Annotated in this window: 11 protein-coding genes, 5 tRNA genes and 6 rRNA genes; 17 read left to right on the top strand and 5 right to left on the bottom strand. The window is 53.1% G+C overall.

Annotated features, from left to right (window positions below):
* Nucleotides 1-33: 33 nt before the first annotated feature.
* The 3 genes from ACHZBF_RS15355 to ACHZBF_RS15345 all read right to left on the bottom strand — a co-directional run bounded on the left by ACHZBF_RS15355 (nt 34) and on the right by ACHZBF_RS15345 (nt 4,108).
* Nucleotides 34-1,233, bottom strand: a complete 1,200-nt coding sequence (locus tag ACHZBF_RS15355; RefSeq protein ID WP_273438480.1) for an NnrS family protein — start codon at nt 1,231-1,233, stop codon at nt 34-36.
* A 102-nt stretch (nt 1,234-1,335) separates the two neighbouring features.
* Complete coding sequence (locus ACHZBF_RS15350; protein ID WP_273438481.1) at nt 1,336-2,502, bottom strand: anhydro-N-acetylmuramic acid kinase; 1,167 nt, start codon at nt 2,500-2,502, stop codon at nt 1,336-1,338.
* Nucleotides 2,492-4,108 (bottom strand): OapA family protein, encoded by a 1,617-nt coding sequence (locus ACHZBF_RS15345; RefSeq protein ID WP_321528932.1) that lies wholly within the window; start codon nt 4,106-4,108, stop codon nt 2,492-2,494. Before ACHZBF_RS15345 ends, ACHZBF_RS15350 begins: the two co-directional genes overlap by 11 nt.
* 210 nt (nt 4,109-4,318) lie before the next feature.
* On the opposite strand from ACHZBF_RS15345, the gene tyrS reads away from it, so the two are divergent.
* From tyrS to rrf (ACHZBF_RS15315), 6 genes are all read left to right on the top strand, one after another.
* Entirely contained in the window at nt 4,319-5,515 is a 1,197-nt protein-coding gene (gene tyrS / locus ACHZBF_RS15340) for a tyrosine--tRNA ligase (RefSeq protein ID WP_029134282.1), read from the top strand.
* 485 nt (nt 5,516-6,000) lie between these two features.
* A 16S ribosomal RNA gene (locus ACHZBF_RS15335) occupies nt 6,001-7,544 on the top strand.
* 64 nt (nt 7,545-7,608) lie between these two features.
* Nucleotides 7,609-7,685: transfer RNA gene (locus tag ACHZBF_RS15330), tRNA-Ile, on the top strand.
* A 98-nt stretch (nt 7,686-7,783) separates the two neighbouring features.
* Nucleotides 7,784-7,859, top strand: a tRNA-Ala gene (locus tag ACHZBF_RS15325).
* Nucleotides 7,860-8,118: 259 nt separating this feature from the next.
* Nucleotides 8,119-11,006: ribosomal RNA gene (locus ACHZBF_RS15320) — 23S ribosomal RNA — on the top strand.
* Nucleotides 11,007-11,120: 114 nt separating this feature from the next.
* Nucleotides 11,121-11,236: ribosomal RNA gene (gene rrf / locus ACHZBF_RS15315) — 5S ribosomal RNA — on the top strand.
* Between the two features lie 141 nt (nt 11,237-11,377).
* On the opposite strand, the gene ACHZBF_RS15310 is transcribed toward rrf (ACHZBF_RS15315), so the two are convergent.
* Nucleotides 11,378-11,644, bottom strand: a complete 267-nt coding sequence (locus ACHZBF_RS15310) for a hypothetical protein (protein WP_321528931.1) — start codon at nt 11,642-11,644, stop codon at nt 11,378-11,380.
* Between the two features lie 701 nt (nt 11,645-12,345).
* On the opposite strand from ACHZBF_RS15310, the gene ACHZBF_RS15305 reads away from it, so the two are divergent.
* The 10 genes from ACHZBF_RS15305 to ACHZBF_RS15260 all read left to right on the top strand — a co-directional run bounded on the left by ACHZBF_RS15305 (nt 12,346) and on the right by ACHZBF_RS15260 (nt 22,347).
* Nucleotides 12,346-13,889, top strand: a 16S ribosomal RNA gene (locus ACHZBF_RS15305).
* A gap of 64 nt (nt 13,890-13,953) precedes the next feature.
* A tRNA-Ile gene (locus ACHZBF_RS15300) sits at nt 13,954-14,030 on the top strand.
* 98 nt (nt 14,031-14,128) lie between these two features.
* Nucleotides 14,129-14,204 (top strand) — tRNA-Ala (locus ACHZBF_RS15295).
* A gap of 259 nt (nt 14,205-14,463) precedes the next feature.
* A 23S ribosomal RNA gene (locus tag ACHZBF_RS15290) occupies nt 14,464-17,351 on the top strand.
* Between the two features lie 114 nt (nt 17,352-17,465).
* Nucleotides 17,466-17,581 (top strand): 5S ribosomal RNA (gene rrf, locus ACHZBF_RS15285).
* Together the 16S, 23S and 5S rRNA genes with 4 tRNA genes alongside form the textbook arrangement of a ribosomal RNA operon.
* A 129-nt stretch (nt 17,582-17,710) precedes the next feature.
* Nucleotides 17,711-19,540, top strand: coding sequence for a M61 family metallopeptidase (locus ACHZBF_RS15280; protein WP_321528930.1), 1,830 nt, complete (start codon nt 17,711-17,713; stop codon nt 19,538-19,540).
* A gap of 24 nt (nt 19,541-19,564) precedes the next feature.
* A complete protein-coding gene (birA, locus tag ACHZBF_RS15275) occupies nt 19,565-20,545 on the top strand; it encodes a bifunctional biotin--[acetyl-CoA-carboxylase] ligase/biotin operon repressor BirA (protein ID WP_029134280.1) in 981 nt (326 codons plus the stop codon).
* A 27-nt stretch (nt 20,546-20,572) separates the two neighbouring features.
* Nucleotides 20,573-21,331, top strand: a complete 759-nt coding sequence (locus tag ACHZBF_RS15270; RefSeq protein WP_321528929.1) for a type III pantothenate kinase — start codon at nt 20,573-20,575, stop codon at nt 21,329-21,331.
* Between the two features lie 5 nt (nt 21,332-21,336).
* Nucleotides 21,337-22,251, top strand: coding sequence for an SPOR domain-containing protein (locus ACHZBF_RS15265; protein WP_321528928.1), 915 nt, complete (start codon nt 21,337-21,339; stop codon nt 22,249-22,251).
* 20 nt (nt 22,252-22,271) lie between these two features.
* Nucleotides 22,272-22,347 (top strand) — tRNA-Thr (locus ACHZBF_RS15260).
* 37 nt (nt 22,348-22,384) lie between these two features.
* Here ACHZBF_RS15260 and ACHZBF_RS15255 read toward each other — a convergent pair.
* On the bottom strand, nt 22,385-23,548 hold the full coding sequence (locus ACHZBF_RS15255; RefSeq protein ID WP_335342930.1) for an IS481 family transposase: 1,164 nt from the start codon (nt 23,546-23,548) through the stop codon (nt 22,385-22,387).
* Nucleotides 23,549-24,074: 526 nt separating this feature from the next.
* Between ACHZBF_RS15255 and fusA the strand changes: the two genes are divergently transcribed.
* The gene (gene fusA, locus ACHZBF_RS15250) at nt 24,075-26,153 is read left to right on the top strand and encodes an elongation factor G (RefSeq protein ID WP_029134277.1); all 2,079 of its coding nucleotides are present in this window, start codon (nt 24,075-24,077) and stop codon (nt 26,151-26,153) included.
* Nucleotides 26,154-26,692 lie beyond the last annotated feature (539 nt).

The raw sequence follows: 26,692 nt of genomic DNA, 5'->3' as shown, positions 1-26,692 counted from the left end.
ATACCGTACCACGCAGGGTTGGGCGGGGTAAGTCTACCCCGGTTTGCCATCGACGCGGGGCTGGGTCAGCATCGGTACATAGATCACCGCGAACAACAGGAAGCTGATTATCCATATTCCACCCGAGAGGTGGACCCACATGGTATATTGTCCAGGCAACAATACCGGGCCAAATACCCGAAAGAGCGCGGCAAGATTCAGCAGTATGAAGCAGCCGTTGATCAATGGATTTGATTGTATTTCACGGCCGGTATGCCCCAATGCGACACGCGCCATCATGCCGTAGGTGAGCACGCCGATACCGCCGACCGTAATGGCGTGTTTCGCCAGATTGAGTCCGGTGAAGCCAAGGTAAGCCAGTCCGGTCATGGTGAACCCGATGACCAGCCAGAACATGCCGGTGAACAGCACCCATAGAATGGGTATCTGCCAGATCTGCCGGTTGTACCATCCGGTGACTCTGAGTATCTGTGTTACCGCAACGGCAAAGGCCAGTATGCTGCTCAGTAATGCGTTTGGATAGACGAACTGAACGGCAATAAGCCCGCCCAGTGAGATCACGGTGGCCAGCTCGACCCGGCTGTTACGCTTTGAGCTGTGCCCGGGTATAACTGCCTCAGTGAAGAAGGGAATTACCCGGCCACCCAGTAGAGTAATCAGGAAAGCGACCAGGTAGAGCATGGCGTCAGCGCCACGAATGGCGGTGTTGGTCAGCCCCAGTGACTGGAGGTGGACATAAAGATTTGCTACCGCCATTACCAGCAATAACGGCACGAAAACCCGATTGACCTTTTGCTCTCCTTTCCAGAGGGCGGGCATGATGGCAAGTGCAACTGCAGGCAGGAAGGCCAGATCTATTATCGCGATCAGTGCCGGCGGAATGACGCCGGAAAGGAACGGGGCAACTCTTCCCGCCAGCCAAAGCAGAAATAGCAGGCCAAGTGGGGTCCCGGTCGGTGGCGTGACACCGGTCCAGTTTCTGACGGCGGTCAGCAGGAAGCCGGCAATAATCGCCACGGCATAGCCGAACAGCATCTCATGGCTGTGCCAGCCGATGGCCCCATAGTATGCCGGGAGCGGATAGGCGCCTGACCAGGCACCAAGCCATATCAGCATAAGGATCAGGGCGGAAAGCGCGGCAGACATGAAAAAGGGCCTGAATCCCAGTGCCAGAATAACGGGGCCTTCCTGCTTAAGCTCGGGCTTGGGAGGTTCTGAATGGACTTTCAACATGATTAGTGTGGTTTTTCCGTTACAAGACAATAAGATGCGATAGCTTAACCGTTGTGGGATTTGTCGCTTTGATATCAATCAAGGCTGGATGATCGGATTGCTTCAGGAGGCGGGATCAGCTTTTTCTGAATCGTTGGTTCGCGCCTGATAAATCCCACCCAGTATAACCGGATGATGGGCGCCCGTTACGTCGGGCAGATTTCCCGGCAGATGTTGTAATGTCTGCCGGGCAAGCCAGGCGAATGCCATCGCCTCAATCTGGTCAGGGTCGATGCCCTGCTCGGCAGTGGTCTCAACAGTTGCATCGAGTCCTTGTTGGAGCTGCTGCATCAGGGTGGGGTTCCTGGTGCCGCCGCCGCAACAGATCACGCGTTCACAGTCAGGCGCATATTGGTTAATCGCCTGGATAATCGTGTGGCTGGAGAGGGCGCATAAACTGGCCTGGATATCTTCCGGGCGGTATTTTGACTGGTTCATCAGGTGTTGATTCAGCCACTCAAGATTAAACAGTTCCGGGCCGGTACTCTTGGGTGGGGGGCGCTTGAAATAGTTGTCGTCGAGCAGGCGGTCGAGTAACTCAGGGATCACCTGGCCTTGGGCTGCCCAAGCTCCCTGCGCATCAAATCGGTGTTGCTGTGAATAGTGGATCCACGCGTCCATCAAGGTATTGGCTGGACCCGTATCAAAGCCAATAATCCGGGCCTTCGGGTCGGCAGGGAGGAGCGTGATATTCGCAATGCCGCCCAGATTCAATATCACACGGTACTCGACGGGACTCCTCAAGAATGCAGCATGAAACGCGGGAGCAAGGGGTGCTCCCTCGCCACCTGCGGCCATATCACGGCGCCGGAAATCCGCGACCACGGCAATGCCGGTCTTCTCGGCCAGTTGATTGGGATCACCGATCTGCAGGGTGAAGGGGTGTTCTGCATCAGGACGGTGCCGGACAGTCTGTCCATGCGAGCCGATTGCCCGGACCTGCCATGGCTTGGTGCTTGTCTGCCGCAGTAGTTCACTGACCACCTCGGAAAAGTGGTTGGCCACCGCTATATCCGCATGACCCAGCTGCTCGATCTCGTTGTTCCCCGGTTGGGATAGTTTTTTCAGTCTCTCCCGGATGGGTTGCGGCCAAGGTTGGTAGCAGTGTCCAAGCAGTTTTGGTCGGGACGGCTCGAAATCAACCAGTGCGGCATCAATGCCATCCATACTGGTGCCGGACATCAGGCCAATATAGAGCTCGCCCGATGTCCGTGCGTCCCTATCGGGCATCCGCCACCATGGTTTTTGAGATCAGGTCCAGCTCGGCAAGCAGGTTTTTGCTGATCTCGGTGAATTTAGCCCGATAAGTCTTCGCAAGTGGTTCTGCTGCGGGGAGCTTGATGGTCAGTGGGTTTCGGTGTACCCCGTTTACACGGAACTCATAATGCAGATGGGGGCCGGTGGCCAGACCGCTTTTCCCTACATAACCGATCACCTGGCCCTGGCGCACCCTGGAGCCATTTTTTACACTGCTGCGGAATTTCGACATGTGGGCGTAGAGGGTGGTGTATTGGCTGCCATGGCGAATCATTATGGTGCGCCCGTAGCCACCCTTGGTGCCTCTGAAAGTGACCCGGCCGTCACCCGCCGCCTTGATTGGGGTACCGATCGCGGCGGCATAATCCACTCCCTTGTGCGGACGTTTTTTGCCAAGCACCGGGTGGTAGCGTGCCTTGGTAAAGCGGGAGGAGATTCTGCGAAAATCCACCGGGGCACGCAGGAATGCCTTGCGCATGCTCTCGCCTTCCGGTGAGTAGTAGCTGGCGTAGCCCTCGTCATCCTCGAAGCGTATGGCCCGGAAAACCTTCCCTTGATTGACGAACTCCGCTGCCAGGATAGGACCGTTACGGTATTTCTTGCCGTCCAGGTACTCCTCCTCGTAGATCAGGCTGAACTGATCGCCGGCACGTATCTCCAGGGCGAAGTCGATGTCCCAACCAAAAATATTGGCCAGTTCCATGGTCAGAGAGTCTGACAGTCCGGCCCGCTGTGCACCCAGATAGAGGGAGTTGGTAATAGTGCCGGAAGCCGATGCAATTCGTTTCTCAAGACTCCGGTCTTTGATCTGTGCTGTGAATGTTTCGTCCAGCGGAAGGATCTGCAGGCTGCGGATTTCACTCTGCTTGTGCACAAGCTCAAGTAGTTCGCCCTGCTGATCAAGGCGGACCCTGATGGTCTCTCCCGGGCGGATATTGGCCAGCGTTTTGGCTTCCTTGCTGCTGTTGACGATGCGATGCAGAAGATTGGGGGAAAGCTTCAGACGTGAAAAGATCAGCGCCAGAGAGTCGCCGCGTTTTACCTTTTCTTCCTGCCAGGTCCCATGGTCTACGGTCGTCAGTACATCCTGATCATCCGCGGGCGCGGAAGTATCTGCAGTTGTCTGCTCAACAGGGGCGTTTACAGGCGTTGCTGCTGCAGCACGGATAATTGCCGTGTCGTTATCCTCTAAAGACAGGCCCGGGGTCGGCTTGGCATCCTGAGTGGCGGGTTCGGTGGCTGAAATTGCACTTCCCTGGCTCGATATAATTGAATCGGAACTGGCGCTCAGGACTTCTGTTGTCTCCTGTTGTTCGGGGTGTTGTCCGGGAAGCTGGAGTGGCACCTCGGCCAGGGGTTGGACCGCCTTATCTTCAGTCGGTGCGGTTGTCGCAGCGGCGGGTGCGGCGGTACTGTCAGCAACGTTGATTTGACGGGGCGCCGCAAAAATCTCGAAGGCGGCATAAATGCCAGATGTGCAGAGCATCAGCCCGAGAATGACGAATAGACGGGCGCGTCGTCGGCCTGGCTGCAGCCCGGGACTCAGAAAATCACTTCGGGATTTATAGTCGTTTATCATGTTGGCGCGCTAATTTCCGGAAAATTCAGATAATTATTGCCTAAAACTTCCGTTATTCCCAGTTTTTTCCGGGCGGAGATGTTTCAGGCGCCAGCCTATTAACGGTGCTATCGGCAGGAAACAGGCAATATATAGTGAAACGGTTACTTTTTCTTGCTTCATCCTGTAAATTGTGCGCCCCGACATGTTCTTGTTCTTTTGAGGTGGGTAATGGCGTCAGTCGCAGAGTCGATGGAGCTGATCAGGCGAGGTGCAGATGAAATTCTGCTGGAGGAGTCGCTGATTAAAAAGCTGGAGCGGGGGAAGCCGCTCAAGATCAAGGCCGGTTTTGATCCTACGGCCCCCGATCTGCATCTGGGTCACACGGTGTTGATTAACAAACTGCGCCAGTTCCAGGAGCTGGGGCATGAAGTCACATTTCTTATTGGAGACTTTACCGGCATGATCGGTGATCCAACGGGGAAAAATGTGACGCGACAGGCGCTCACCCGTGAGGAGGTGCTGAAAAACGCCGAGACTTATCAGGATCAGATTTTCAAGATCCTGGATCGCGAGAAGACCGTTATCCGCTTCAACTCCGAATGGATGGTCGAAATGGGCGCCGCAGGCCTGATTCAATTGGCCGCCAAGCACACCGTTGCGCGTATGTTGGAACGGGATGATTTCAATAAGCGATACAAAAGTGGTCAGCCCATAGCGATCCATGAATTTCTCTATCCACTGGTACAGGGGTATGACTCGGTCGCGCTGCGATCGGATGTCGAGCTGGGGGGGACCGATCAGAAGTTCAACCTTCTGGTAGGTCGCCAGCTGCAGGAGATCTACGGTCAGGAACCGCAGGTGGTGCTCACCATGCCGATTCTCGAGGGGCTGGACGGCGTTCAGAAGATGTCCAAGTCACTCAATAACTATATTGGTATCGCTGATCAGCCGGATGACATGTTCGGCAAAATCATGTCGATCTCGGATGATTTGATGTGGCGCTACTACGAACTGCTCAGTTTCAGGCCGATGTCCGAGATTAATGATTTGCAAAGGCGGGTCAACGAAGGTATGAATCCGCGTGACGCCAAGGTCATGTTGGCAGAGGAGTTGATTGAGCGTTTTCATGATAAAGCGGCCGCGATCAGGGCTCATGAGAATTTTGTGGCGCGTTTCCAGCAGGGTGCCATGCCGGATGATATGCCTGAGTTGTCACTGACTGCGGAGGCTGGATTGCCCATAGCCAACCTTTTAAAAGAGGCTGATTTGGTTTCCAGTACATCTGAAGCGCTGCGGATGATCAAGCAGGGTGCAGTGAAGATTGACGGTGAAAAAATAGATGACCGCAATATGGTCGTTTCCAAAGGGACGAGCCATATCTACCAGGTAGGTAAACGACGTTTTGCCAAAGTCACGCTGGCATAAGTGACGCTCCGTTTTATGGTATTTCTGGTGATTGAAAAAATATAAAGAAACGTCTTGCGTGTTGAATGGGAGTGCGTATAATGCGCCGCTCGTTCGGAGGAGAAGTGGTCGTTGAGGCGGCGGATCTGACGGGCGAAACGCCAGGGAGTGGGTGGTTCGAAAAGGTTGAAATTAGTGCTTGACCTGTTCGGAATGAGGCGTAGAATACGCGCCTCGCTTGGGGGTAACGACGTGCTCGGGGCTGCTAAGCGGGAAGGATTTTTGGTCTAGGTTATTGACTTAAAAATCGGAGGCATTCATAATTGACTGTCTCGGTCGGATGAAAGTTTGGCCAGCTCTTTAACAATCAGGTTAGGTAATTTGTGTGGGTGCTCCGTCGGTGGCTTTTGAAGCCAAAAATTTCGACGAAGCATCTAAAAGAAATTCCTTTTTTTAGACGTAATGTCGAGCACGGATTTGTCACCCACAAAGTGACTAAAACACTTCAAGTGAAGAGTTTGATCCTGGCTCAGATTGAACGCTGGCGGTATGCTTAACACATGCAAGTCGAACGGCAGCACGAGAGAGCTTGCTCTCTTGGTGGCGAGTGGCGGACGGGTGAGTAACGCGTAAGAATCTGCCTAGTAGTGGGGGATAACTCGGGGAAACTCGAGCTAATACCGCATACGCCCTACGGGGGAAAGTGGGGGACCTTCGGGCCTCACGCTATTAGATGAGCTTGCGTTGGATTAGCTAGTTGGTAGGGTAATGGCCTACCAAGGCGACGATCCATAGCTGGTCTGAGAGGACGATCAGCCACACTGGGACTGAGACACGGCCCAGACTCCTACGGGAGGCAGCAGTGGGGAATATTGGACAATGGGCGCAAGCCTGATCCAGCAATACCGCGTGTGTGAAGAAGGCCTGCGGGTTGTAAAGCACTTTCAATTGTGAAGAAAAGCGGAAGGCTAATACCCTTCTGTCTTGACGTTAACTTTAGAAGAAGCACCGGCTAACTCTGTGCCAGCAGCCGCGGTAATACAGAGGGTGCGAGCGTTAATCGGAATTACTGGGCGTAAAGCGTGCGTAGGCGGTTTAGTAAGTCAGATGTGAAAGCCCTGGGCTTAACCTGGGAACTGCATTTGAAACTGCTGAACTAGAGTGTGGTAGAGGGAAGTGGAATTCCGGGTGTAGCGGTGAAATGCGTAGATATCCGGAGGAACACCAGTGGCGAAGGCGACTTCCTGGACCAACACTGACGCTGAGGTACGAAAGCGTGGGTAGCAAACAGGATTAGATACCCTGGTAGTCCACGCCGTAAACGATGTCAACTAGTTGTTGGGAGCATCTTGGCTCTTAGTAACGTAGCTAACGCGATAAGTTGACCGCCTGGGGAGTACGGCCGCAAGGTTAAAACTCAAAGGAATTGACGGGGGCCCGCACAAGCGGTGGAGCATGTGGTTTAATTCGATGCAACGCGAAGAACCTTACCAGCCCTTGACATCCTGCGAACTTTCTAGAGATAGATTGGTGCCTTCGGGAACGCAGAGACAGGTGCTGCATGGCTGTCGTCAGCTCGTGTCGTGAGATGTTGGGTTAAGTCCCGTAACGAGCGCAACCCTTGCCCTTAGTTGCCAGCACGTAATGGTGGGAACTCTAGGGGGACTGCCGGTGATAAACCGGAGGAAGGTGGGGATGACGTCAAGTCATCATGGCCCTTATGGGCTGGGCTACACACGTGCTACAATGGCCGGTACAGAGGGCCGCAAACCCGCGAGGGGGAGCAAATCTCACAAAACCGGTCGTAGTCCGGATCGGAGTCTGCAACTCGACTCCGTGAAGTTGGAATCGCTAGTAATCGCGAATCAGAATGTCGCGGTGAATACGTTCCCGGGCCTTGTACACACCGCCCGTCACACCATGGGAGTGGGTTGCAAAAGAAGTAGGTAGTCTAACCTTCGGGAGGACGCTTACCACTTTGTGATTCATGACTGGGGTGAAGTCGTAACAAGGTAGCCCTAGGGGAACCTGGGGCTGGATCACCTCCTTTAAGATAGCGGAAGAAGCGCTGTCGGAGCCCCCACACAAATTACCTGATCAAGTAGCACGGACACGGGTCTGTAGCTCAGTTGGTTAGAGCGCACCCCTGATAAGGGTGAGGTCGGTGGTTCGAATCCACCCAGACCCACCAGTTTTCCGTTACTCGGCGTTGTCGGCTTACTCGCTTATGATTATAAGCTTCGCAAGTCTTCGCCTTGATTAACGAAAAACTTTCATTACGAGGTTATCGGGGCCATAGCTCAGCTGGGAGAGCGCCTGCCTTGCACGCAGGAGGTCGGGAGTTCGATCCTCCCTGGCTCCACCAACTTTGTGTCCGGTATGAGTATCAAGTGTCGAGCAGAGATGTTCGCCACTTTGTATTTATACGAAGTGCATGCTCTTTAACAATTCGGATATAGATTGTAGATAGGTGATGATTTTGAAGTCACGCGAGTGACGGAAGAATCTATCTAACAATAAGTACTAATTTTTTCTCATGAAAAATTAGTTACTTGGGTATGTTGCATTCGTAACAAACAAGTTTATAAACCAGCACCATGGCTCCAGAGTTTTTGGGGTTATATGGTCAAGTGAATAAGCGCATATGGTGGATGCCTAGGCGGTAAGAGGCGATGAAGGACGTTGTAGCTTGCGATAAGCCACGGGGAGTCAGCAAACAGACTTTGATCCGTGGATTTCCGAATGGGGAAACCCAGCCTGTATAAGCAGGTTATCTTGCACTGAATACATAGGTGTAAGAGGCGAACCCGGGGAACTGAAACATCTAAGTACCCGGAGGAAAAGAAATCAACCGAGATTCCCTTAGTAGCGGCGAGCGAACGGGGATTAGCCCTTAAGCTGTTGATGTTGTTAGTGGAACAATCTGGAAAGTTTGGCGATACAGGGTGATAGCCCCGTACACGAAAACTATTCAACAGTGAAATCGAGTAGGGCGGGACACGTGGTATCCTGTCTGAACATGGGGGGACCATCCTCCAAGGCTAAATACTCCTTACCGACCGATAGTGAACCAGTACCGTGAGGGAAAGGCGAAAAGAACCCTTTTTAAGGGAGTGAAATAGAACCTGAAACCGTATGCGTACAAGCAGTGGGAGCCCTTCGGGGTGACTGCGTACCTTTTGTATAATGGGTCAGCGACTTACTTCTCAGTAGCAAGCTTAACCGAATAGGGGAGGCGTAGGGAAACCGAGTCTTAATAGGGCGTTTAGTTGCTGGGAGTAGACCCGAAACCGGGCGATCTATCCATGGCCAGGGTGAAGGTGGAGTAACATCTACTGGAGGCCCGAACCGGGATCTGTTGAAAAAGATTCGGATGAGCTGTGGATCGGAGTGAAAGGCTAATCAAGCTCGGAGATAGCTGGTTCTCCTCGAAAGCTATTTAGGTAGCGCCTCATGTATCACTCGCGGGGGTAGAGCACTGTTTCGGCTAGGGGGTCATCCCGACTTACCAAACCGATGCAAACTCCGAATACCGCGAAGTGCAATCATGGGAGACAGACGGCGGGTGCTAACGTCCGTCGTCAAAAGGGAAACAACCCAGACCGCCAGCTAAGGTCCCAAAATCACATCTCAGTGGGAAACGATGTGGGAAGGCACAGACAGCTAGGAGGTTGGCTTAGAAGCAGCCATCCTTTAAAGAAAGCGTAATAGCTCACTAGTCGAGTCGGCCTGCGCGGAAGATTTAACGGGGCTTAAGATGTGTACCGAAGCTGCGGATGCGTGTTTACACGCATGGTAGAGGAGCGTTCTGTAAGCGGTTGAAGGTGTGTCGTAAGGCATGCTGGACGTATCAGAAGTGCGAATGCTGACATGAGTAACGATAAAGGGGGTGAGAGGCCCCCTCGCCGAAAGCCCAAGGTTTCCTGCGCAACGCTAATCGGCGCAGGGTTAGTCGGCCCCTAAGGTGAGGCAGAAATGCGTAATCGATGGGAAGCAGGTTAATATTCCTGCACCTCTTATTACTGCGATGGAGAGACGGAGAAGGCTAGGCCATCCGGGCGTTGGTTGTCCCGGTTTAAGCGAGTAGGGAGTGAGTTTAGGCAAATCCGGACTCACAATCCTGAGACGTGACGACGAAGCATCTTTGGATGTGAAGTGGTTGATGCCCTGCTTCCAGGAAAATCTTCTAAGCTTCAGGTAATAAGAGACCGTACTCCAAACCGACACAGGTGGGCTGGATGAGAATTCCAAGGCGCTTGAGAGAACTCTGGTGAAGGAACTAGGCAAAATGGTACCGTAACTTCGGGAGAAGGTACGCCTTTGATGGTGATGAGATTTACTCTTTAAGCTATTGAAGGTTGCAATAAAATGGTGGCTGCAACTGTTTATTAAAAACATAGCACTCTGCAAACACGAAAGTGGACGTATAGGGTGTGACGCCTGCCCGGTGCCGGAAGGTTAATTGATGGGGTTATCTTCGGAGAAGCTCTTGATCGAAGCCCCGGTAAACGGCGGCCGTAACTATAACGGTCCTAAGGTAGCGAAATTCCTTGTCGGGTAAGTTCCGACCTGCACGAATGGCGTAATGATGGCCACACTGTCTCCACCAGAGACTCAGTGAAATTGAACTCGCTGTTAAGATGCAGCGTACCCGCGGCTAGACGGAAAGACCCCGTGCACCTTTACTACAGCTTCACACTGGACTTTGAGCCTACTTGTGTAGGATAGGTGGGAGGCTTTGAAACCGAGACGCCAGTCTTGGTGGAGCCAACCTTGAAATACCACCCTGGTATGTTTGGAGTTCTAACCCAGACCCGTTATCCGGGTCGGGGACAGTGTGTGGTGGGTAGTTTGACTGGGGCGGTCTCCTCCCAAAGAGTAACGGAGGAGCACGAAGGTACCCTCAGCGCGGTCGGAAATCGCGCATTGAGTGCAAGAGCATAAGGGTGCTTGACTGCGAGACAGACAAGTCGAGCAGGTACGAAAGTAGGTTCTAGTGATCCGGTGGCTCTGTATGGAAGGGCCATCGCTCAACGGATAAAAGGTACGCCGGGGATAACAGGCTGATACCGCCCAAGAGTTCATATCGACGGCGGTGTTTGGCACCTCGATGTCGGCTCATCACATCCTGGGGCTGAAGTCGGTCCCAAGGGTATGGCTGTTCGCCATTTAAAGTGGTACGCGAGCTGGGTTTAGAACGTCGTGAGACAGTTCGGTCCCTATCTGCCGTGGGCGTTTGAGATTTGAGGGAAGCTGCTCCTAGTACGAGAGGACCGGAGTGGACGAACCTCTGGTGTTCCGGTTGTCACGCCAGTGGCATTGCCGGGTAGCTATGTTCGGACAGGATAACCGCTGAAAGCATCTAAGCGGGAAGCCCCTCCCAAGATTAGATCTCACCAGACCTTTAAGGTCTCTGAAGGGCCGTTGAAGACTACAACGTTGATAGGCTGGGTGTGGAAGTGCAGTAATGTATGAAGCTAACCAGTACTAATTGCCCGTGAGGCTTGACCATATAACACCCAAGTACTTTGTGCTGGGTGCTGGTGAAGAACGCAACAACCCATGTACTATTTACAATCTATACCGAATGCATGCAAAGTCGCGCAAGCGGCTTGCCAACAGTTTGCTTGGCGGCCATAGAGCACTGGAACCACCTGATCCCATCCCGAACTCAGAAGTGAAACGGTGTATCGCCGATGATAGTGTGGGGCCTCCCCATGTGAAAGTAGGTCACTGCCAAGCTTTAATTAAAGGAACAAGCCCACCCCTTCCGGGGTGGGCTTTTTTCTTTGTGATGACTTTGTGGTTACTGGGTGCTCCGAAGTACTGTTTTATTAATACATTATCAGTAGAAGTTTCCCATTGCTGGTACGTCTCGGGATATTATTCATCCACTAATTCTGCCAGCCGGCCGGCGGGGTTGAGGTAGTCAGCCTGGCGGTCGTTCAGATCGCCCAATATGCTTGCAGGTCTTTCTGTAGAGTTTGTTGACACTACCGAACTGCTGTATCTGTCCCGCAGGGCGTCGGTGATATTCTGGCCTGACATCACGCTGGTGCCAGTCACGTACATCTTCGATAAGAAACTACCCAGTCGATGCGTCACGGTGTCGGTGTGGCTCGATGATGGCTGCGCTGCCGATATTGGCATTCAATGTTTCCCTTAGACTCCCCGCTAGGTCGCCGCTATGATCCTGGGTGCGACGGTCATCAATCTGCGCGCCTTTGTTCGGGGTTTTGTATTTCCATCTCTGATGATGGCACTTCTGTGGTTTGGTTTGTAGCGGAGTTCCGATCTCTTCAGACGTAAAAAAGCCATTTTGTGTTATTCGGTAGGCGTTTTGTGAAGGTGTATCTGGTGTGAATCCAGGTGGTCATTTACGGGTCATGAAGCGTTGTCACAAAAAGTTCAAATTAGGTCTTGCGTGTTGAATGGGAGTGCGTATAATGCGCCGCTCGTTCGGAGGAGAAGTGGTCGTTGAGGCGGCGGATCTGACGGGCGAAACGCCAGGGAGTGGGTGGTTCGAAAAGGTTGAAATTAGTGCTTGACCTGTTCGGAATGAGGCGTAGAATACGCGCCTCGCTTGGGGGTAACGACGTGCTCGGGGCTGCTAAGCGGGAAGGATTTTTGGTCTAGGTTATTGACTTAAAAATCGGAGGCATTCATAATTGACTGTCTCGGTCGGATGAAAGTTTGGCCAGCTCTTTAACAATCAGGTTAGGTAATTTGTGTGGGTGCTCCGTCGGTGGCTTTTGAAGCCAAAAATTTCGACGAAGCATCTAAAAGAAATTCCTTTTTTTAGACGTAATGTCGAGCACGGATTTGTCACCCACAAAGTGACTAAAACACTTCAAGTGAAGAGTTTGATCCTGGCTCAGATTGAACGCTGGCGGTATGCTTAACACATGCAAGTCGAACGGCAGCACGAGAGAGCTTGCTCTCTTGGTGGCGAGTGGCGGACGGGTGAGTAACGCGTAAGAATCTGCCTAGTAGTGGGGGATAACTCGGGGAAACTCGAGCTAATACCGCATACGCCCTACGGGGGAAAGTGGGGGACCTTCGGGCCTCACGCTATTAGATGAGCTTGCGTTGGATTAGCTAGTTGGTAGGGTAATGGCCTACCAAGGCGACGATCCATAGCTGGTCTGAGAGGACGATCAGCCACACTGGGACTGAGACACGGCCCAGACTCCTACGGGAGGCAGCAGTGGGGAATATTGGACAATGGGCGCAAGCCTGATCCAGCAATACCGCGTGTGTGAAGAAGGCCTGCGGGTTGTAAAGCACTTTCAATTGTGAAGAAAAGCGGAAGGCTAATACCCTTCTGTCTTGACGTTAACTTTAGAAGAAGCACCGGCTAACTCTGTGCCAGCAGCCGCGGTAATACAGAGGGTGCGAGCGTTAATCGGAATTACTGGGCGTAAAGCGTGCGTAGGCGGTTTAGTAAGTCAGATGTGAAAGCCCTGGGCTTAACCTGGGAACTGCATTTGAAACTGCTGAACTAGAGTGTGGTAGAGGGAAGTGGAATTCCGGGTGTAGCGGTGAAATGCGTAGATATCCGGAGGAACACCAGTGGCGAAGGCGACTTCCTGGACCAACACTGACGCTGAGGTACGAAAGCGTGGGTAGCAAACAGGATTAGATACCCTGGTAGTCCACGCCGTAAACGATGTCAACTAGTTGTTGGGAGCATCTTGGCTCTTAGTAACGTAGCTAACGCGATAAGTTGACCGCCTGGGGAGTACGGCCGCAAGGTTAAAACTCAAAGGAATTGACGGGGGCCCGCACAAGCGGTGGAGCATGTGGTTTAATTCGATGCAACGCGAAGAACCTTACCAGCCCTTGACATCCTGCGAACTTTCTAGAGATAGATTGGTGCCTTCGGGAACGCAGAGACAGGTGCTGCATGGCTGTCGTCAGCTCGTGTCGTGAGATGTTGGGTTAAGTCCCGTAACGAGCGCAACCCTTGCCCTTAGTTGCCAGCACGTAATGGTGGGAACTCTAGGGGGACTGCCGGTGATAAACCGGAGGAAGGTGGGGATGACGTCAAGTCATCATGGCCCTTATGGGCTGGGCTACACACGTGCTACAATGGCCGGTACAGAGGGCCGCAAACCCGCGAGGGGGAGCAAATCTCACAAAACCGGTCGTAGTCCGGATCGGAGTCTGCAACTCGACTCCGTGAAGTTGGAATCGCTAGTAATCGCGAATCAGAATGTCGCGGTGAATACGTTCCCGGGCCTTGTACACACCGCCCGTCACACCATGGGAGTGGGTTGCAAAAGAAGTAGGTAGTCTAACCTTCGGGAGGACGCTTACCACTTTGTGATTCATGACTGGGGTGAAGTCGTAACAAGGTAGCCCTAGGGGAACCTGGGGCTGGATCACCTCCTTTAAGATAGCGGAAGAAGCGCTGTCGGAGCCCCCACACAAATTACCTGATCAAGTAGCACGGACACGGGTCTGTAGCTCAGTTGGTTAGAGCGCACCCCTGATAAGGGTGAGGTCGGTGGTTCGAATCCACCCAGACCCACCAGTTTTCCGTTACTCGGCGTTGTCGGCTTACTCGCTTATGATTATAAGCTTCGCAAGTCTTCGCCTTGATTAACGAAAAACTTTCATTACGAGGTTATCGGGGCCATAGCTCAGCTGGGAGAGCGCCTGCCTTGCACGCAGGAGGTCGGGAGTTCGATCCTCCCTGGCTCCACCAACTTTGTGTCCGGTATGAGTATCAAGTGTCGAGCAGAGATGTTCGCCACTTTGTATTTATACGAAGTGCATGCTCTTTAACAATTCGGATATAGATTGTAGATAGGTGATGATTTTGAAGTCACGCGAGTGACGGAAGAATCTATCTAACAATAAGTACTAATTTTTTCTCATGAAAAATTAGTTACTTGGGTATGTTGCATTCGTAACAAACAAGTTTATAAACCAGCACCATGGCTCCAGAGTTTTTGGGGTTATATGGTCAAGTGAATAAGCGCATATGGTGGATGCCTAGGCGGTAAGAGGCGATGAAGGACGTTGTAGCTTGCGATAAGCCACGGGGAGTCAGCAAACAGACTTTGATCCGTGGATTTCCGAATGGGGAAACCCAGCCTGTATAAGCAGGTTATCTTGCACTGAATACATAGGTGTAAGAGGCGAACCCGGGGAACTGAAACATCTAAGTACCCGGAGGAAAAGAAATCAACCGAGATTCCCTTAGTAGCGGCGAGCGAACGGGGATTAGCCCTTAAGCTGTTGATGTTGTTAGTGGAACAATCTGGAAAGTTTGGCGATACAGGGTGATAGCCCCGTACACGAAAACTATTCAACAGTGAAATCGAGTAGGGCGGGACACGTGGTATCCTGTCTGAACATGGGGGGACCATCCTCCAAGGCTAAATACTCCTTACCGACCGATAGTGAACCAGTACCGTGAGGGAAAGGCGAAAAGAACCCTTTTTAAGGGAGTGAAATAGAACCTGAAACCGTATGCGTACAAGCAGTGGGAGCCCTTCGGGGTGACTGCGTACCTTTTGTATAATGGGTCAGCGACTTACTTCTCAGTAGCAAGCTTAACCGAATAGGGGAGGCGTAGGGAAACCGAGTCTTAATAGGGCGTTTAGTTGCTGGGAGTAGACCCGAAACCGGGCGATCTATCCATGGCCAGGGTGAAGGTGGAGTAACATCTACTGGAGGCCCGAACCGGGATCTGTTGAAAAAGATTCGGATGAGCTGTGGATCGGAGTGAAAGGCTAATCAAGCTCGGAGATAGCTGGTTCTCCTCGAAAGCTATTTAGGTAGCGCCTCATGTATCACTCGCGGGGGTAGAGCACTGTTTCGGCTAGGGGGTCATCCCGACTTACCAAACCGATGCAAACTCCGAATACCGCGAAGTGCAATCATGGGAGACAGACGGCGGGTGCTAACGTCCGTCGTCAAAAGGGAAACAACCCAGACCGCCAGCTAAGGTCCCAAAATCACATCTCAGTGGGAAACGATGTGGGAAGGCACAGACAGCTAGGAGGTTGGCTTAGAAGCAGCCATCCTTTAAAGAAAGCGTAATAGCTCACTAGTCGAGTCGGCCTGCGCGGAAGATTTAACGGGGCTTAAGATGTGTACCGAAGCTGCGGATGCGTGTTTACACGCATGGTAGAGGAGCGTTCTGTAAGCGGTTGAAGGTGTGTCGTAAGGCATGCTGGACGTATCAGAAGTGCGAATGCTGACATGAGTAACGATAAAGGGGGTGAGAGGCCCCCTCGCCGAAAGCCCAAGGTTTCCTGCGCAACGCTAATCGGCGCAGGGTTAGTCGGCCCCTAAGGTGAGGCAGAAATGCGTAATCGATGGGAAGCAGGTTAATATTCCTGCACCTCTTATTACTGCGATGGAGAGACGGAGAAGGCTAGGCCATCCGGGCGTTGGTTGTCCCGGTTTAAGCGAGTAGGGAGTGAGTTTAGGCAAATCCGGACTCACAATCCTGAGACGTGACGACGAAGCATCTTTGGATGTGAAGTGGTTGATGCCCTGCTTCCAGGAAAATCTTCTAAGCTTCAGGTAATAAGAGACCGTACTCCAAACCGACACAGGTGGGCTGGATGAGAATTCCAAGGCGCTTGAGAGAACTCTGGTGAAGGAACTAGGCAAAATGGTACCGTAACTTCGGGAGAAGGTACGCCTTTGATGGTGATGAGATTTACTCTTTAAGCTATTGAAGGTTGCAATAAAATGGTGGCTGCAACTGTTTATTAAAAACATAGCACTCTGCAAACACGAAAGTGGACGTATAGGGTGTGACGCCTGCCCGGTGCCGGAAGGTTAATTGATGGGGTTATCTTCGGAGAAGCTCTTGATCGAAGCCCCGGTAAACGGCGGCCGTAACTATAACGGTCCTAAGGTAGCGAAATTCCTTGTCGGGTAAGTTCCGACCTGCACGAATGGCGTAATGATGGCCACACTGTCTCCACCAGAGACTCAGTGAAATTGAACTCGCTGTTAAGATGCAGCGTACCCGCGGCTAGACGGAAAGACCCCGTGCACCTTTACTACAGCTTCACACTGGACTTTGAGCCTACTTGTGTAGGATAGGTGGGAGGCTTTGAAACCGAGACGCCAGTCTTGGTGGAGCCAACCTTGAAATACCACCCTGGTATGTTTGGAGTTCTAACCCAGACCCGTTATCCGGGTCGGGGACAGTGTGTGGTGGGTAGTTTGACTGGGGCGGTCTCCTCCCAAAGAGTAACGGAGGAGCACGAAGGTACCCTCAGCGCGGTCGGAAATCGCGCATTGAGTGCAAGAGCATAAGGGTGCTTGACTGCGAGACAGACAAGTCGAGCAGGTACGAAAGTAGGTTCTAGTGATCCGGTGGCTCTGTATGGAAGGGCCATCGCTCAACGGATAAAAGGTACGCCGGGGATAACAGGCTGATACCGCCCAAGAGTTCATATCGACGGCGGTGTTTGGCACCTCGATGTCGGCTCATCACATCCTGGGGCTGAAGTCGGTCCCAAGGGTATGGCTGTTCGCCATTTAAAGTGGTACGCGAGCTGGGTTTAGAACGTCGTGAGACAGTTCGGTCCCTATCTGCCGTGGGCGTTTGAGATTTGAGGGAAGCTGCTCCTAGTACGAGAGGACCGGAGTGGACGAACCTCTGGTGTTCCGGTTGTCACGCCAGTGGCATTGCCGGGTAGCTATGTTCGGACAGGATAACCGCTGAAAGCATCTAAGCGGGAAGCCCCTCCCAAGATTAGATCTCACCAGACCTTTAAGGTCTCTGAAGGGCCGTTGAAGACTACAACGTTGATAGGCTGGGTGTGGAAGTGCAGTAATGTATGAAGCTAACCAGTACTAATTGCCCGTGAGGCTTGACCATATAACACCCAAGTACTTTGTGCTGGGTGCTGGTGAAGAACGCAACAACCCATGTACTATTTACAATCTATACCGAATGCATGCAAAGTCGCGCAAGCGGCTTGCCAACAGTTTGCTTGGCGGCCATAGAGCACTGGAACCACCTGATCCCATCCCGAACTCAGAAGTGAAACGGTGTATCGCCGATGATAGTGTGGGGCCTCCCCATGTGAAAGTAGGTCACTGCCAAGCTTTATTCCCAAAACCCCATCCGAGTGATCGGATGGGGTTTTTTTATTCCCCAAATTCCTCCATTACCGGCTCTTCTTTAAGCGCTTAATTTGGTAGAGTGCTGCAAGGATTGCCACGAGCCAAAACTAAATGATCGACTACACAATCAAGGCATTTTCTCCAGAGTCCCATCAGTTTCAGGTAGATCTCGCCATTCAGAATCCTGACCCGGAAGGGCAGCTGGTTTCATTGCCCGCCTGGATACCCGGCAGTTACATGATCCGGGACTTTGCCAGAAATATAGTTTCGCTGAGTGTGTACTGTGGTGAGACGCGGCTGGATGCGGTTAAGCTGGATAAACAGACCTGGCGGCTGCCTGCGTGCAAAGGCCCAATAAAGGTCCGCTATCAGGTTTATGCATGGGATCTATCGGTGCGCGGTGCTCATCTGGATACCACGCACGGCTTCTTTAATGGAACCAGTGTGTTTCTCCGGGTACATGGTCAGGAAGATCAGGCTTGCCTGGTGGATATCAGGCCACCGGATGGTGATATTTATGCTGATTGGCGCCTGGCTACGACCCTGACTTCCTGCGGCGCCCGGCATCTCGCATTCGGAGTATATGGCGCAAGCAGCTACGAAGAACTGATCGACCACCCGGTAGAGATGGGCCGATTTACCCATGCCGTATTTGAAGTGGCCGGCGTTCCCCATGAAGTGGTGATTACCGGTAAACACTATGCTGACATGGAGCGTATCTGTTTTGATCTTCAACGGGTCTGCAGTCAGCATGTGCAGCTTTTTGGTGAGCTGCCGGAAATGGAGCGCTACTTGTTTCTGGTGATGGCGGTGGGTGAAGGTTATGGTGGACTTGAGCACAGGAGTTCTACCGCGCTGATCTGCAAGCGTGATGATTTACCGCAAAAACGCGTGACAGAAATGAGCGACGGCTATCGCCAGTTTCTCGGGCTCTGCAGTCATGAATATTTCCATTTGTGGAATGTCAAACGCATTCGCCCGTTGATATTAAAACAGGCGGATCTGACACGAGAGGCTTATACCTCGCTGCTGTGGTTCTTTGAGGGGGTTACCTCATACTATGATGATCTTGCGCTGGTGAGATCGGGCTGTATTGACCAACGCGGTTATCTCGAATTAGTGGCAAGGACTGTTAGCCGGGTCTATCGGGGTACCGGTCGACTGAAACAATCCGTGGCGGAATCCAGTTTTGATGCCTGGAGCAAATTTTACAAGCAGGATGAAAATGCACCCAATGCCGTCGTCAGCTATTACACCAAGGGCGCATTGATAGCGCTGGTTCTGGATCAGATTATCCGAAGTAAAACAGACGAAAGGCTGTCGCTGGATGACATCATGCGGGAATTGTGGAGCCGTTATGGACGGCGTGACATCGGGCTGGATGAGGATGAAATTGAGCGGGTGGTGGAGAGCTTTACCGGCATCAACCTGAAGGACTATTTTGATGCTGCGGTGCGCGGCTGCGATGACCTGGACCTCGCGGCCAACCTGGATCAGGTCGGTATCGGGTTCAGCTTGCGGCCCGCTAGCGGATCATCAGACCAGGGGGGAATCAAGGAGACTGCCGGAAAGGACAAGGAGTCTGCTCCGCCACGACTGGTGCTGGGGGTGGCCACGCGGATTGACGGGCGGGATGTAGTTATCTCCAACGTATTTGATCAGGGTGCCGCGCAGCGTGCCGGAATCTCAGCGGGTGATGTCTTCGTTGCGATGGATGGCCTGCGTGTGACAGAGTCCAACATGGACAATCTTGTTGCCCGGGCAATCAATGGCACACCGATCGAGGTGCTGGTTTTCCGTCGTGATGAGTTGATGCGTTTTGATGTAACTCCATTACCCGCTGTTGCCAACACCTGTGAGCTCTGGTTCAAGGATGGGGTTGATGCACGGGCGCTCGAACGTCGCCAACGGTGGCTGTCTGGAACGCAGGCCAAGGCATGACAAGCATTGCCCGTGGAGTATGAGATGAACAGTCGCCGACAGCTTTTGCATTTATTGGCGGACGGCCAGTGGCATTCCGGGGAGGCTCTGGCCGGGCGGCTGGGGCTGAGCCGGGCCGCCGTATGGAAACAACTGGGTATACTGCGTGACCAGCTTGGCCTGAATATCCATTCGGTGCGTGGCCGTGGTTACAAATTACCGGAGAAACTGGAGCTGCTGGATGCAGATCGTATCCGCTCGTTACTGGCGAATACCAGCCATGACTGGATAAGTCATATCGAGATACATGACACGATCACGTCAACCAACAGTTACCTCATGGAACAGGCTTCGGCTGTGCTGCAATCCGGACACGTCTGCCTCGCCGAGCGGCAGAGCGAAGGCCGGGGACGGCGCGGCCGCCACTGGGTTTCGCCATTTGGAAGCAACATCTACCTGTCTCTGTTCTGGGCGTATGGACTGGCACCGGCGGCATTGTCCGGCATCAGTCTGGCGGCAGGCCTGGCGGTGATTCGGGCTTTACGCCAGCTAGGGGTCAGTGATATCGGCTTGAAGTGGCCCAATGATATCCTGTGCGGTGACCGAAAGCTGGCAGGGCTACTGCTAGAGGTAACCGGCGAACAGAGCGGACCAAGTCGCGTTGTGCTCGGTCTGGGTATGAATGTGCGGCTTACGGAGGCCGAAGGGGAGTCGATCGACCAGCCGTGGGTGAGTCTCGCGCGGGTGCCTGGTGGGGAGGCGCTCTCCCGCAATCGGATAGTAGCCGCGCTGCTGGATAATCTGGTGACTGTACTGTCACAGTTTGAAGAGCAGGGGTTTAACGCGATGATTTCGGAATGGCGTCAATACGACCTCTATGACGGAAAGCGGGTGTTTTTACAGTTGGGCGCGCGGCAGATCGAAGGGATACATCGAGGTGTGGAGTCAAGCGGGGCGCTGCTGCTGGAGACTGCCGAGGGCGTGCGCGCATACCATGGTGGTGAGGTTTCGCTTCGACCGGCCTGAATCGGCGGTAAGTTGAACGGATGCTTTATGAAAAGCGACAACATATTACTCATCGATATCGGTAACACCAACCTTAAGTGGTCACTGCTCCAGGCGGGGCGGCGGTCGCCTGTCACGGCAAAAAAGCATCGCGGTATTACGAGTGATCTCCTGGCGACCCATTGCTGGGCTGATATTCCTCCCCCCGATAAAATATTTCTTGCCAATGTGGCCGGCGCTGAACTGGAGTCCGGTTTGATAAGTTGGATGCAGGGCAGGTGGGGCAGAACCCCTCAGGTGGTTCGGCCCGTTGCGCAAGGATGGGGTGTGATCAATGGTTACCTTGATCCCGGCCAGCTGGGAGTTGATCGCTGGCTGACACTGCTGGCGGTTCGCAGGCAGGAACACAGGGCGGCCTGCATTGTGGACTGCGGTACTGCGATCACCGTGGACCTGATGGACAGTGGCGGCAGGCATCATGGCGGAATGATCCTGCCGGGTCTCGATCTGATGCGGGAATCACTGCTCCATCAGACGCGGATACCCCGGGTCGTCAATGTATCGGTCGACACCCTGTTTGCCAGGGATACCGCTTCCGCGGTGGCCTCCGCGGCCGTCAACTCGGCAGCCGCGCTGATCGAAAGAAGCATGCATCAGGCGGCGGCCTTTTGTGATGAATCCCCGAGGCTGCTTCTCACTGGAAGTGATGCCGAACGCATCTCAATGCAGTTGGCTATTTCCTTTCAGATTGACCATGAGCTGGTTATGAAGGGGCTGGTTGCGATAGCAGAGACGGCGGCGGGCTAAGCGCGATGAAATGGCTCTTCACTCTTCTGGTATTGGTAAACCTGGCACTTCTTGGCTGGGGTTTACAGCGAGATCCCGATGCAGCGGTCAATTTCCCCAAGGTACGCCCTGGCATTGGACATCTGCAATTGCTTGCGGAGGTCGACACCCCCCTTGCTCAATCTGCTAAAGATCGGGCGGCAGAAGCATCAATGCCCGATGCGGGTAAAATAACGGCCGATCCCGGGAGCGACACGGCTGAGGTCGTGCCGGCAGAAGAACGGGTTGAACAACAGGAGGTACCCCCTGTTCCGGCGACCGAGGCGCGACAGGAGAGCGATTCAGTGGCGAAGCAAGCTCTGGATGGTTCGCCGAAATCCGCCGTGATAGAGGATCAGGATAATCCGCCCGCGGAACCGGAGACTACAATGCCGGCGACACCCAAGGCAACGCCCCCGGTGTGTGGCGCCTTTGGGCCGTTTGAGCGGGGAGCCGAGGCGCGGTCACTTGCCGAATCCCTGGCAAGCCAGGGCATGGATACTTCACTGCGGCGGGAATCCATGGAGAAGCCGATCGGCTACTGGGTGATGATACCCCCGATGCAGAGCCAGGAGGCGGCCATTGAAAAGGTGAAGCAGTTACGTGAGAGTGGCATCCAGGATATCCGCCGGTTTGTTAAGGGTGACCAGAAAAACGGCATCTCTTTGGGGGTATTTTCCAACAAGAAAAATGCCCAGAGCAGGCAGCAGGAGATCGCGAGCAAGGGGCATGTTGCAAGCGTGGTGCCGAGACTGATCACGGTTCCCACCTACTGGGTGGATTATCGCTCGGACCAGTCCAGGGTAAACCGAGCAATCGCGAGAATCAGCGAGTCCCAGGGGGCAATAAAAAACGAACAATATCCCTGCTCGCGCGTTGTCACATCAGGTGGGATCTTCTAGAATAGGCCCTCGAAATTTTGGCTGGCGTAGCTCAGTTGGTAGAGCAGCTGATTTGTAATCAGCAGGTCGCGGGTTCGACTCCTGTCGCCAGCTCCATATTCCTTTGGTGTGTACCGAGCACATAGGTCACACTTTATACCGGAGAGATAGGTAACACTTCGGTCAAGAAAGGGTTGGGCGCTGGCTCAACCCTTTCTTCGTTTTCATCAAAAAATCCTAAGTCATATTTCATAAAGCTGACAAGCCAAATTTTGTCACTGACCTCGCGAATACCCACATATTGACCGGCGAACACCGTACTGAGATTAATTTTTCGGCGGCCGATGCAGATACGTCCGCACTTCGTGATTTTTACGGTGCGATCATGAAAAGGGTATTCAGGTACTTCGGGAACGCGATATTCACGGGTGGAAGGTGTATACAGCTCACCGGGGTACTTCATGCCCAGTGCCTGGTGAGGGCGCTGGTTATTGTAGACCTCTAAAAATTGGTCAAATCGTTCTTGCTGCTGAAGAAAATTGAACGCAGGCGGCTTTGTGGCCTCCTTCTTCAGTGTTAAATGCATGCGCTCATGCCGCCCGTTCTGCTGCGGTTGTCCCGGCTGAATCCGCTCGATAGCGATGCCCAGGCGCAACCACCAGACGGAGAGTCGGCTCAGACCAAAAAGCGCATTGGGCGAGGCGAAAGGCACGCCGTTATCGGTGCGGATAGCCTGCGGTAAGCCAAATTGTTTAAAGGTCCGCTCAAAGACAGGAAAAGCGCCTACTTCCTTGGTGGACTCCAAGCCTTCACAGGATAGTAGATATCGTGAGGCGTAATCCGTCATGGTTAGCGGATAGCAATAACAGCGATTGCCTAACAGGAATTCGCCCTTGAAATCGGCACACCAGAGTCCATTGGGGGTTTGACTGTCACGTAGCGAGGTGCCTTGAGCCTTTGGGTGGTGCCGTTTTCTGCGTGTGACCAGGCCGTGTCGATCAAGCACGGCATGGACCGTACTCTTGGCTGGCGGCCGAATCATTGGATAAAGGCGAATCAGTTTCTCGCGGATTTTAGGTGCGCCCCAACTCTTATGTTCCGTCTTGATCTTGAGAATGGCGCGTTCAATTTGGAAGGGTAATTTATTGGCATGCCGATAGGGGCGTTTGCTTTGGTCCTCCAGCCCTGCTAATCCTTCATTTTTATAGCGATTGAATAGCTTATAACCTGTTTTACGGGAAATGCCGAACTCCCGGCAAAGGGGAGCCATTTTTTCACCGTCAAGCAGACGGGCAACAAATCTAAGGCGTTCTTCCATACGGTTACACTCTTTCCAGGGCATTTGAGATTCCTCCCAAATACCGTCATGTGTAACCTATGTCTCCGGTATCGTCTGTAACCTATGTGTCAGGTAGCACATTTTTATTCCGGTGAATTGATAACGCATTAAAAAACAATGGGCTGCCGTTGTTTTGCTGCGCTGCCAGCCGGCCCGCCCTGGTTGATGACGGCCTGTATGCGGTCTGCATACTGTTGAAAAAATCTTTCAAAATAGGCAGGAAACTTTAGCACTCGGCCAGGATTTCGGGTTAAAATAGCCGGCTATTTATGGCTGGGTTGCCTTGTGCTGCGTTAATTGCAGAGGTTTGGGCAATTCATCTCGTGCTGCCACCAGCATCTGGCACGTTGATCATATTGTTGTCGGTCCGCAGATCGCCCGGGCCAATGACTCAGATGGGGTTGTTTGTGTGGAGGGGTAAAGTCCCTGGCATTCATGCTTCCTGGGTAATCTGTATTGGTGGTCGCCGGATACTAAATTTAATGTCTAACTCTAGAGTACGAACATGACAGATCTAAGCCTTTACCGAAATATCGGTATCTTCGCTCACGTAGATGCTGGTAAAACAACCACCACCGAGCGCATCCTGAAGCTGACAGGTAAGATCCATAAGCTCGGTGAGGTGCATGACGGTGAGTCCACCATGGACTTTATGGATCAGGAGTCCGAGCGCGGTATTACCATCCAGTCTGCTGCCACCTCCTGTTTCTGGAAGGATCACCGCTTCAACGTCATCGATACCCCGGGACACGTGGATTTCACTATTGAGGTGTACCGTTCCCTGAAGGTACTCGATGGTGGCGTTGGCGTATTCTGCGGCTCTGGTGGTGTTGAGCCTCAGTCCGAGACCAACTGGCGTTATGCCAATGACTCCGAAGTGGCACGTATCATCTTCGTCAACAAGCTCGATCGTCTGGGCGCCGATTTCTATCGCGTGGTCAAACAGGTCAAGGATGTTTTGGGTGCCAATCCGCTCGTTATGGTATTGCCGATCGGCGTCGAAGATCAGCTCAAGGGCGTGGTCGATCTGCTGACCCGCAAGGCGTGGGTGTGGGACGAGAGCGGCGATCCGCTGAATTACGAGTTGCAGGATGTTCCTGCGGATATGGTCGACAAGGTTGAAGAGTATCGCGAGATGCTGGTCGAGACCGCTGTCGAGCAGGACGACGACCTGATGGAGAAGTACCTGGATGGCGAGGAGCCTTCCATTGAAGACCTCAAGCGCTGCATCCGCAAGGGTACCATCAAGCTGGACTTCTTCCCGACCTACTGCGGCTCAGCGTTCAAGAACAAGGGTATGCAGTTGATTCTGGATGCTGTGGTGGACTATTTGCCCAACCCACAGGAAGTTGACCCCCAGCCTGAGGTGGACCTGGAAGGTAACGAGACCGGTAAGTTCGCTATCGTTACTCCCGATGCGCCGCTGCGCGCCCTGGCATTCAAGATTATGGATGACCGTTTTGGCGCCCTGACCTTTGTTCGCATCTATTCCGGTGTGCTGGAAAAGGGTATGACGGTGATGAACTCCTTCACCGGAAAGACCGAGCGTATCGGTCGTATCGTGGAGATGCATGCCGACTCCCGTGAAGAGCTGACCCGTGCCCAGGCCGGTGACATCGTCGCCGTCGTTGGTATGAAGAATGTGAAAACCGGTCACACCCTGTGTGATCCAAAGAACCCCGCCACTCTTGAACCGATGGTGTTCCCGGATCCCGTTATCGCGATTGCCATTGCGCCTAAGGATAAGGCAGCCGTCGAGAAGATGGGCATTGCCCTGAACAAGATGGTCCAGGAGGATCCCTCGTTCTATGTCGAGACCGACGAAGAGAGTGGTGAGACCATCCTGAAGGGTATGGGTGAGCTGCATCTTGATATCAAGATCGATATCCTGCGTCGTACCCATGGCGTGGATGTCAGTGTCGGTAAGCCCCAGGTGGCCTATCGTGAAACCATCACACAGCGTGTGGAAGACAGTTATACCCACAAGAAGCAGTCCGGTGGTTCCGGTCAGTTCGGTAAGATCGACTACATCGTTGAGCCGGGCGAGCCAGGCAGTGGCTTCCAGTTTGAGTCTGTGGTTGTGGGTGGTAATGTGCCAAAGGAGTACTGGCCGGCCATCCAGAAGGGCTTTGCGACCAGCATGGACAAGGGTGTTCTGGCCGGTTTCCCCTGCCTGGATGTCAAGGTCACGTTGGTGGATGGTGGCTTCCATGCGGTTGACTCTTCCGCTATCGCGTTTGAGATTGCCGCCAAGGGCGCTTACCGCCAGTCCATCCCGAAGGCTGCACCGCAGTTGATCGAGCCGATCATGAAAGTGGATGTTTACACCCCGGAAGATCATGTTGGTGATGTGATCGGTGACCTGAATCGTCGTCGTGGCATGATTAAGTCCCAGGATACGGCCGCCACCGGTATTCGTATCAAGGCCGAGGCGCCATTGAGCGAGATGTTTGGCTATATCGGTGATCTGCGTACCATGACCTCCGGGCGTGGCCAGTTCTCGATGGAGTTCTCGCATTATCTGCCCTGTCCCAGAAACGTCGCTGAAGAAGTAATCAAGGAGACGCTGGAAAGAAAGAAATAACCAGCAGAACCAAAGGCCGGGCGATGATCATCATCGCCCGGCCTTTTTTGTTGCCGGTCGGTTTGATGGGTACGTATTGTCTATAATGCTACTGCCAAGCCGGGGATATGCGGGAGTGGTTTTGTCCAGGAATGGACGTGTACTGCAGAGGTCAGCCCTATTGGGTGAGATGCCTGCGGTTTCTGATTTGTCCCCGCCAGCCTGGTTGTAATAAGCGATCACAGGTATGCACGATCGCTGTTTTAGTCTGGGACGGATAGTGGTTGCTGGTCTTTATGCTTAATATTATCAATAAGTTGTCAATTACATCTTGATTTATAGGTTTAATGTTCCTTAAAGGTTTCTCGGCCTGGGTCGAGATATGGTGATACAGGTTCTTGTTCATGCCGATGTGACGACAAGTCTGCCGTTACATCCGGTTCGATATTAATGCATGCTGGTATTTCACCTGAATAATCTTGGTCAGGGGAATGCCTCGGGGAAGCGCATTTTGATCAGTACAACCATCTTGTCTGCATCTGGCCTGTCCACGGGTGGGC

This window comes from Sedimenticola selenatireducens (assembly GCF_963675335.2).
Lineage (GTDB): Bacteria > Pseudomonadota > Gammaproteobacteria > Chromatiales > Chromatiaceae > Sedimenticola > Sedimenticola selenatireducens.
Note: the sequence above shows the minus strand (reverse complement) of the source record. Positions and strands in the feature narration are given on the sequence as shown.

Coding starts and splice junctions, on each gene's coding strand:
- ACHZBF_RS15355 (WP_273438480.1), bottom strand. CDS start 1,233: ATGTTGAAAGTCCATTCAGAACCTCCCAAGCCCGAGCTTAAGCAGGAA.
- ACHZBF_RS15350 (WP_273438481.1), bottom strand. CDS start 2,502: ATGCCCGATAGGGACGCACGGACATCGGGCGAGCTCTATATTGGCCTG.
- ACHZBF_RS15345 (WP_321528932.1), bottom strand. CDS start 4,108: ATGATAAACGACTATAAATCCCGAAGTGATTTTCTGAGTCCCGGGCTG.
- tyrS (WP_029134282.1), top strand. CDS start 4,319: ATGGCGTCAGTCGCAGAGTCGATGGAGCTGATCAGGCGAGGTGCAGAT.
- ACHZBF_RS15310 (WP_321528931.1), bottom strand. CDS start 11,644: ATGCCAATATCGGCAGCGCAGCCATCATCGAGCCACACCGACACCGTG.
- ACHZBF_RS15280 (WP_321528930.1), top strand. CDS start 17,711: ATGATCGACTACACAATCAAGGCATTTTCTCCAGAGTCCCATCAGTTT.
- birA (WP_029134280.1), top strand. CDS start 19,565: ATGAACAGTCGCCGACAGCTTTTGCATTTATTGGCGGACGGCCAGTGG.
- ACHZBF_RS15270 (WP_321528929.1), top strand. CDS start 20,573: ATGAAAAGCGACAACATATTACTCATCGATATCGGTAACACCAACCTT.
- ACHZBF_RS15265 (WP_321528928.1), top strand. CDS start 21,337: ATGAAATGGCTCTTCACTCTTCTGGTATTGGTAAACCTGGCACTTCTT.
- ACHZBF_RS15255 (WP_335342930.1), bottom strand. CDS start 23,548: ATGGAAGAACGCCTTAGATTTGTTGCCCGTCTGCTTGACGGTGAAAAA.
- fusA (WP_029134277.1), top strand. CDS start 24,075: ATGACAGATCTAAGCCTTTACCGAAATATCGGTATCTTCGCTCACGTA.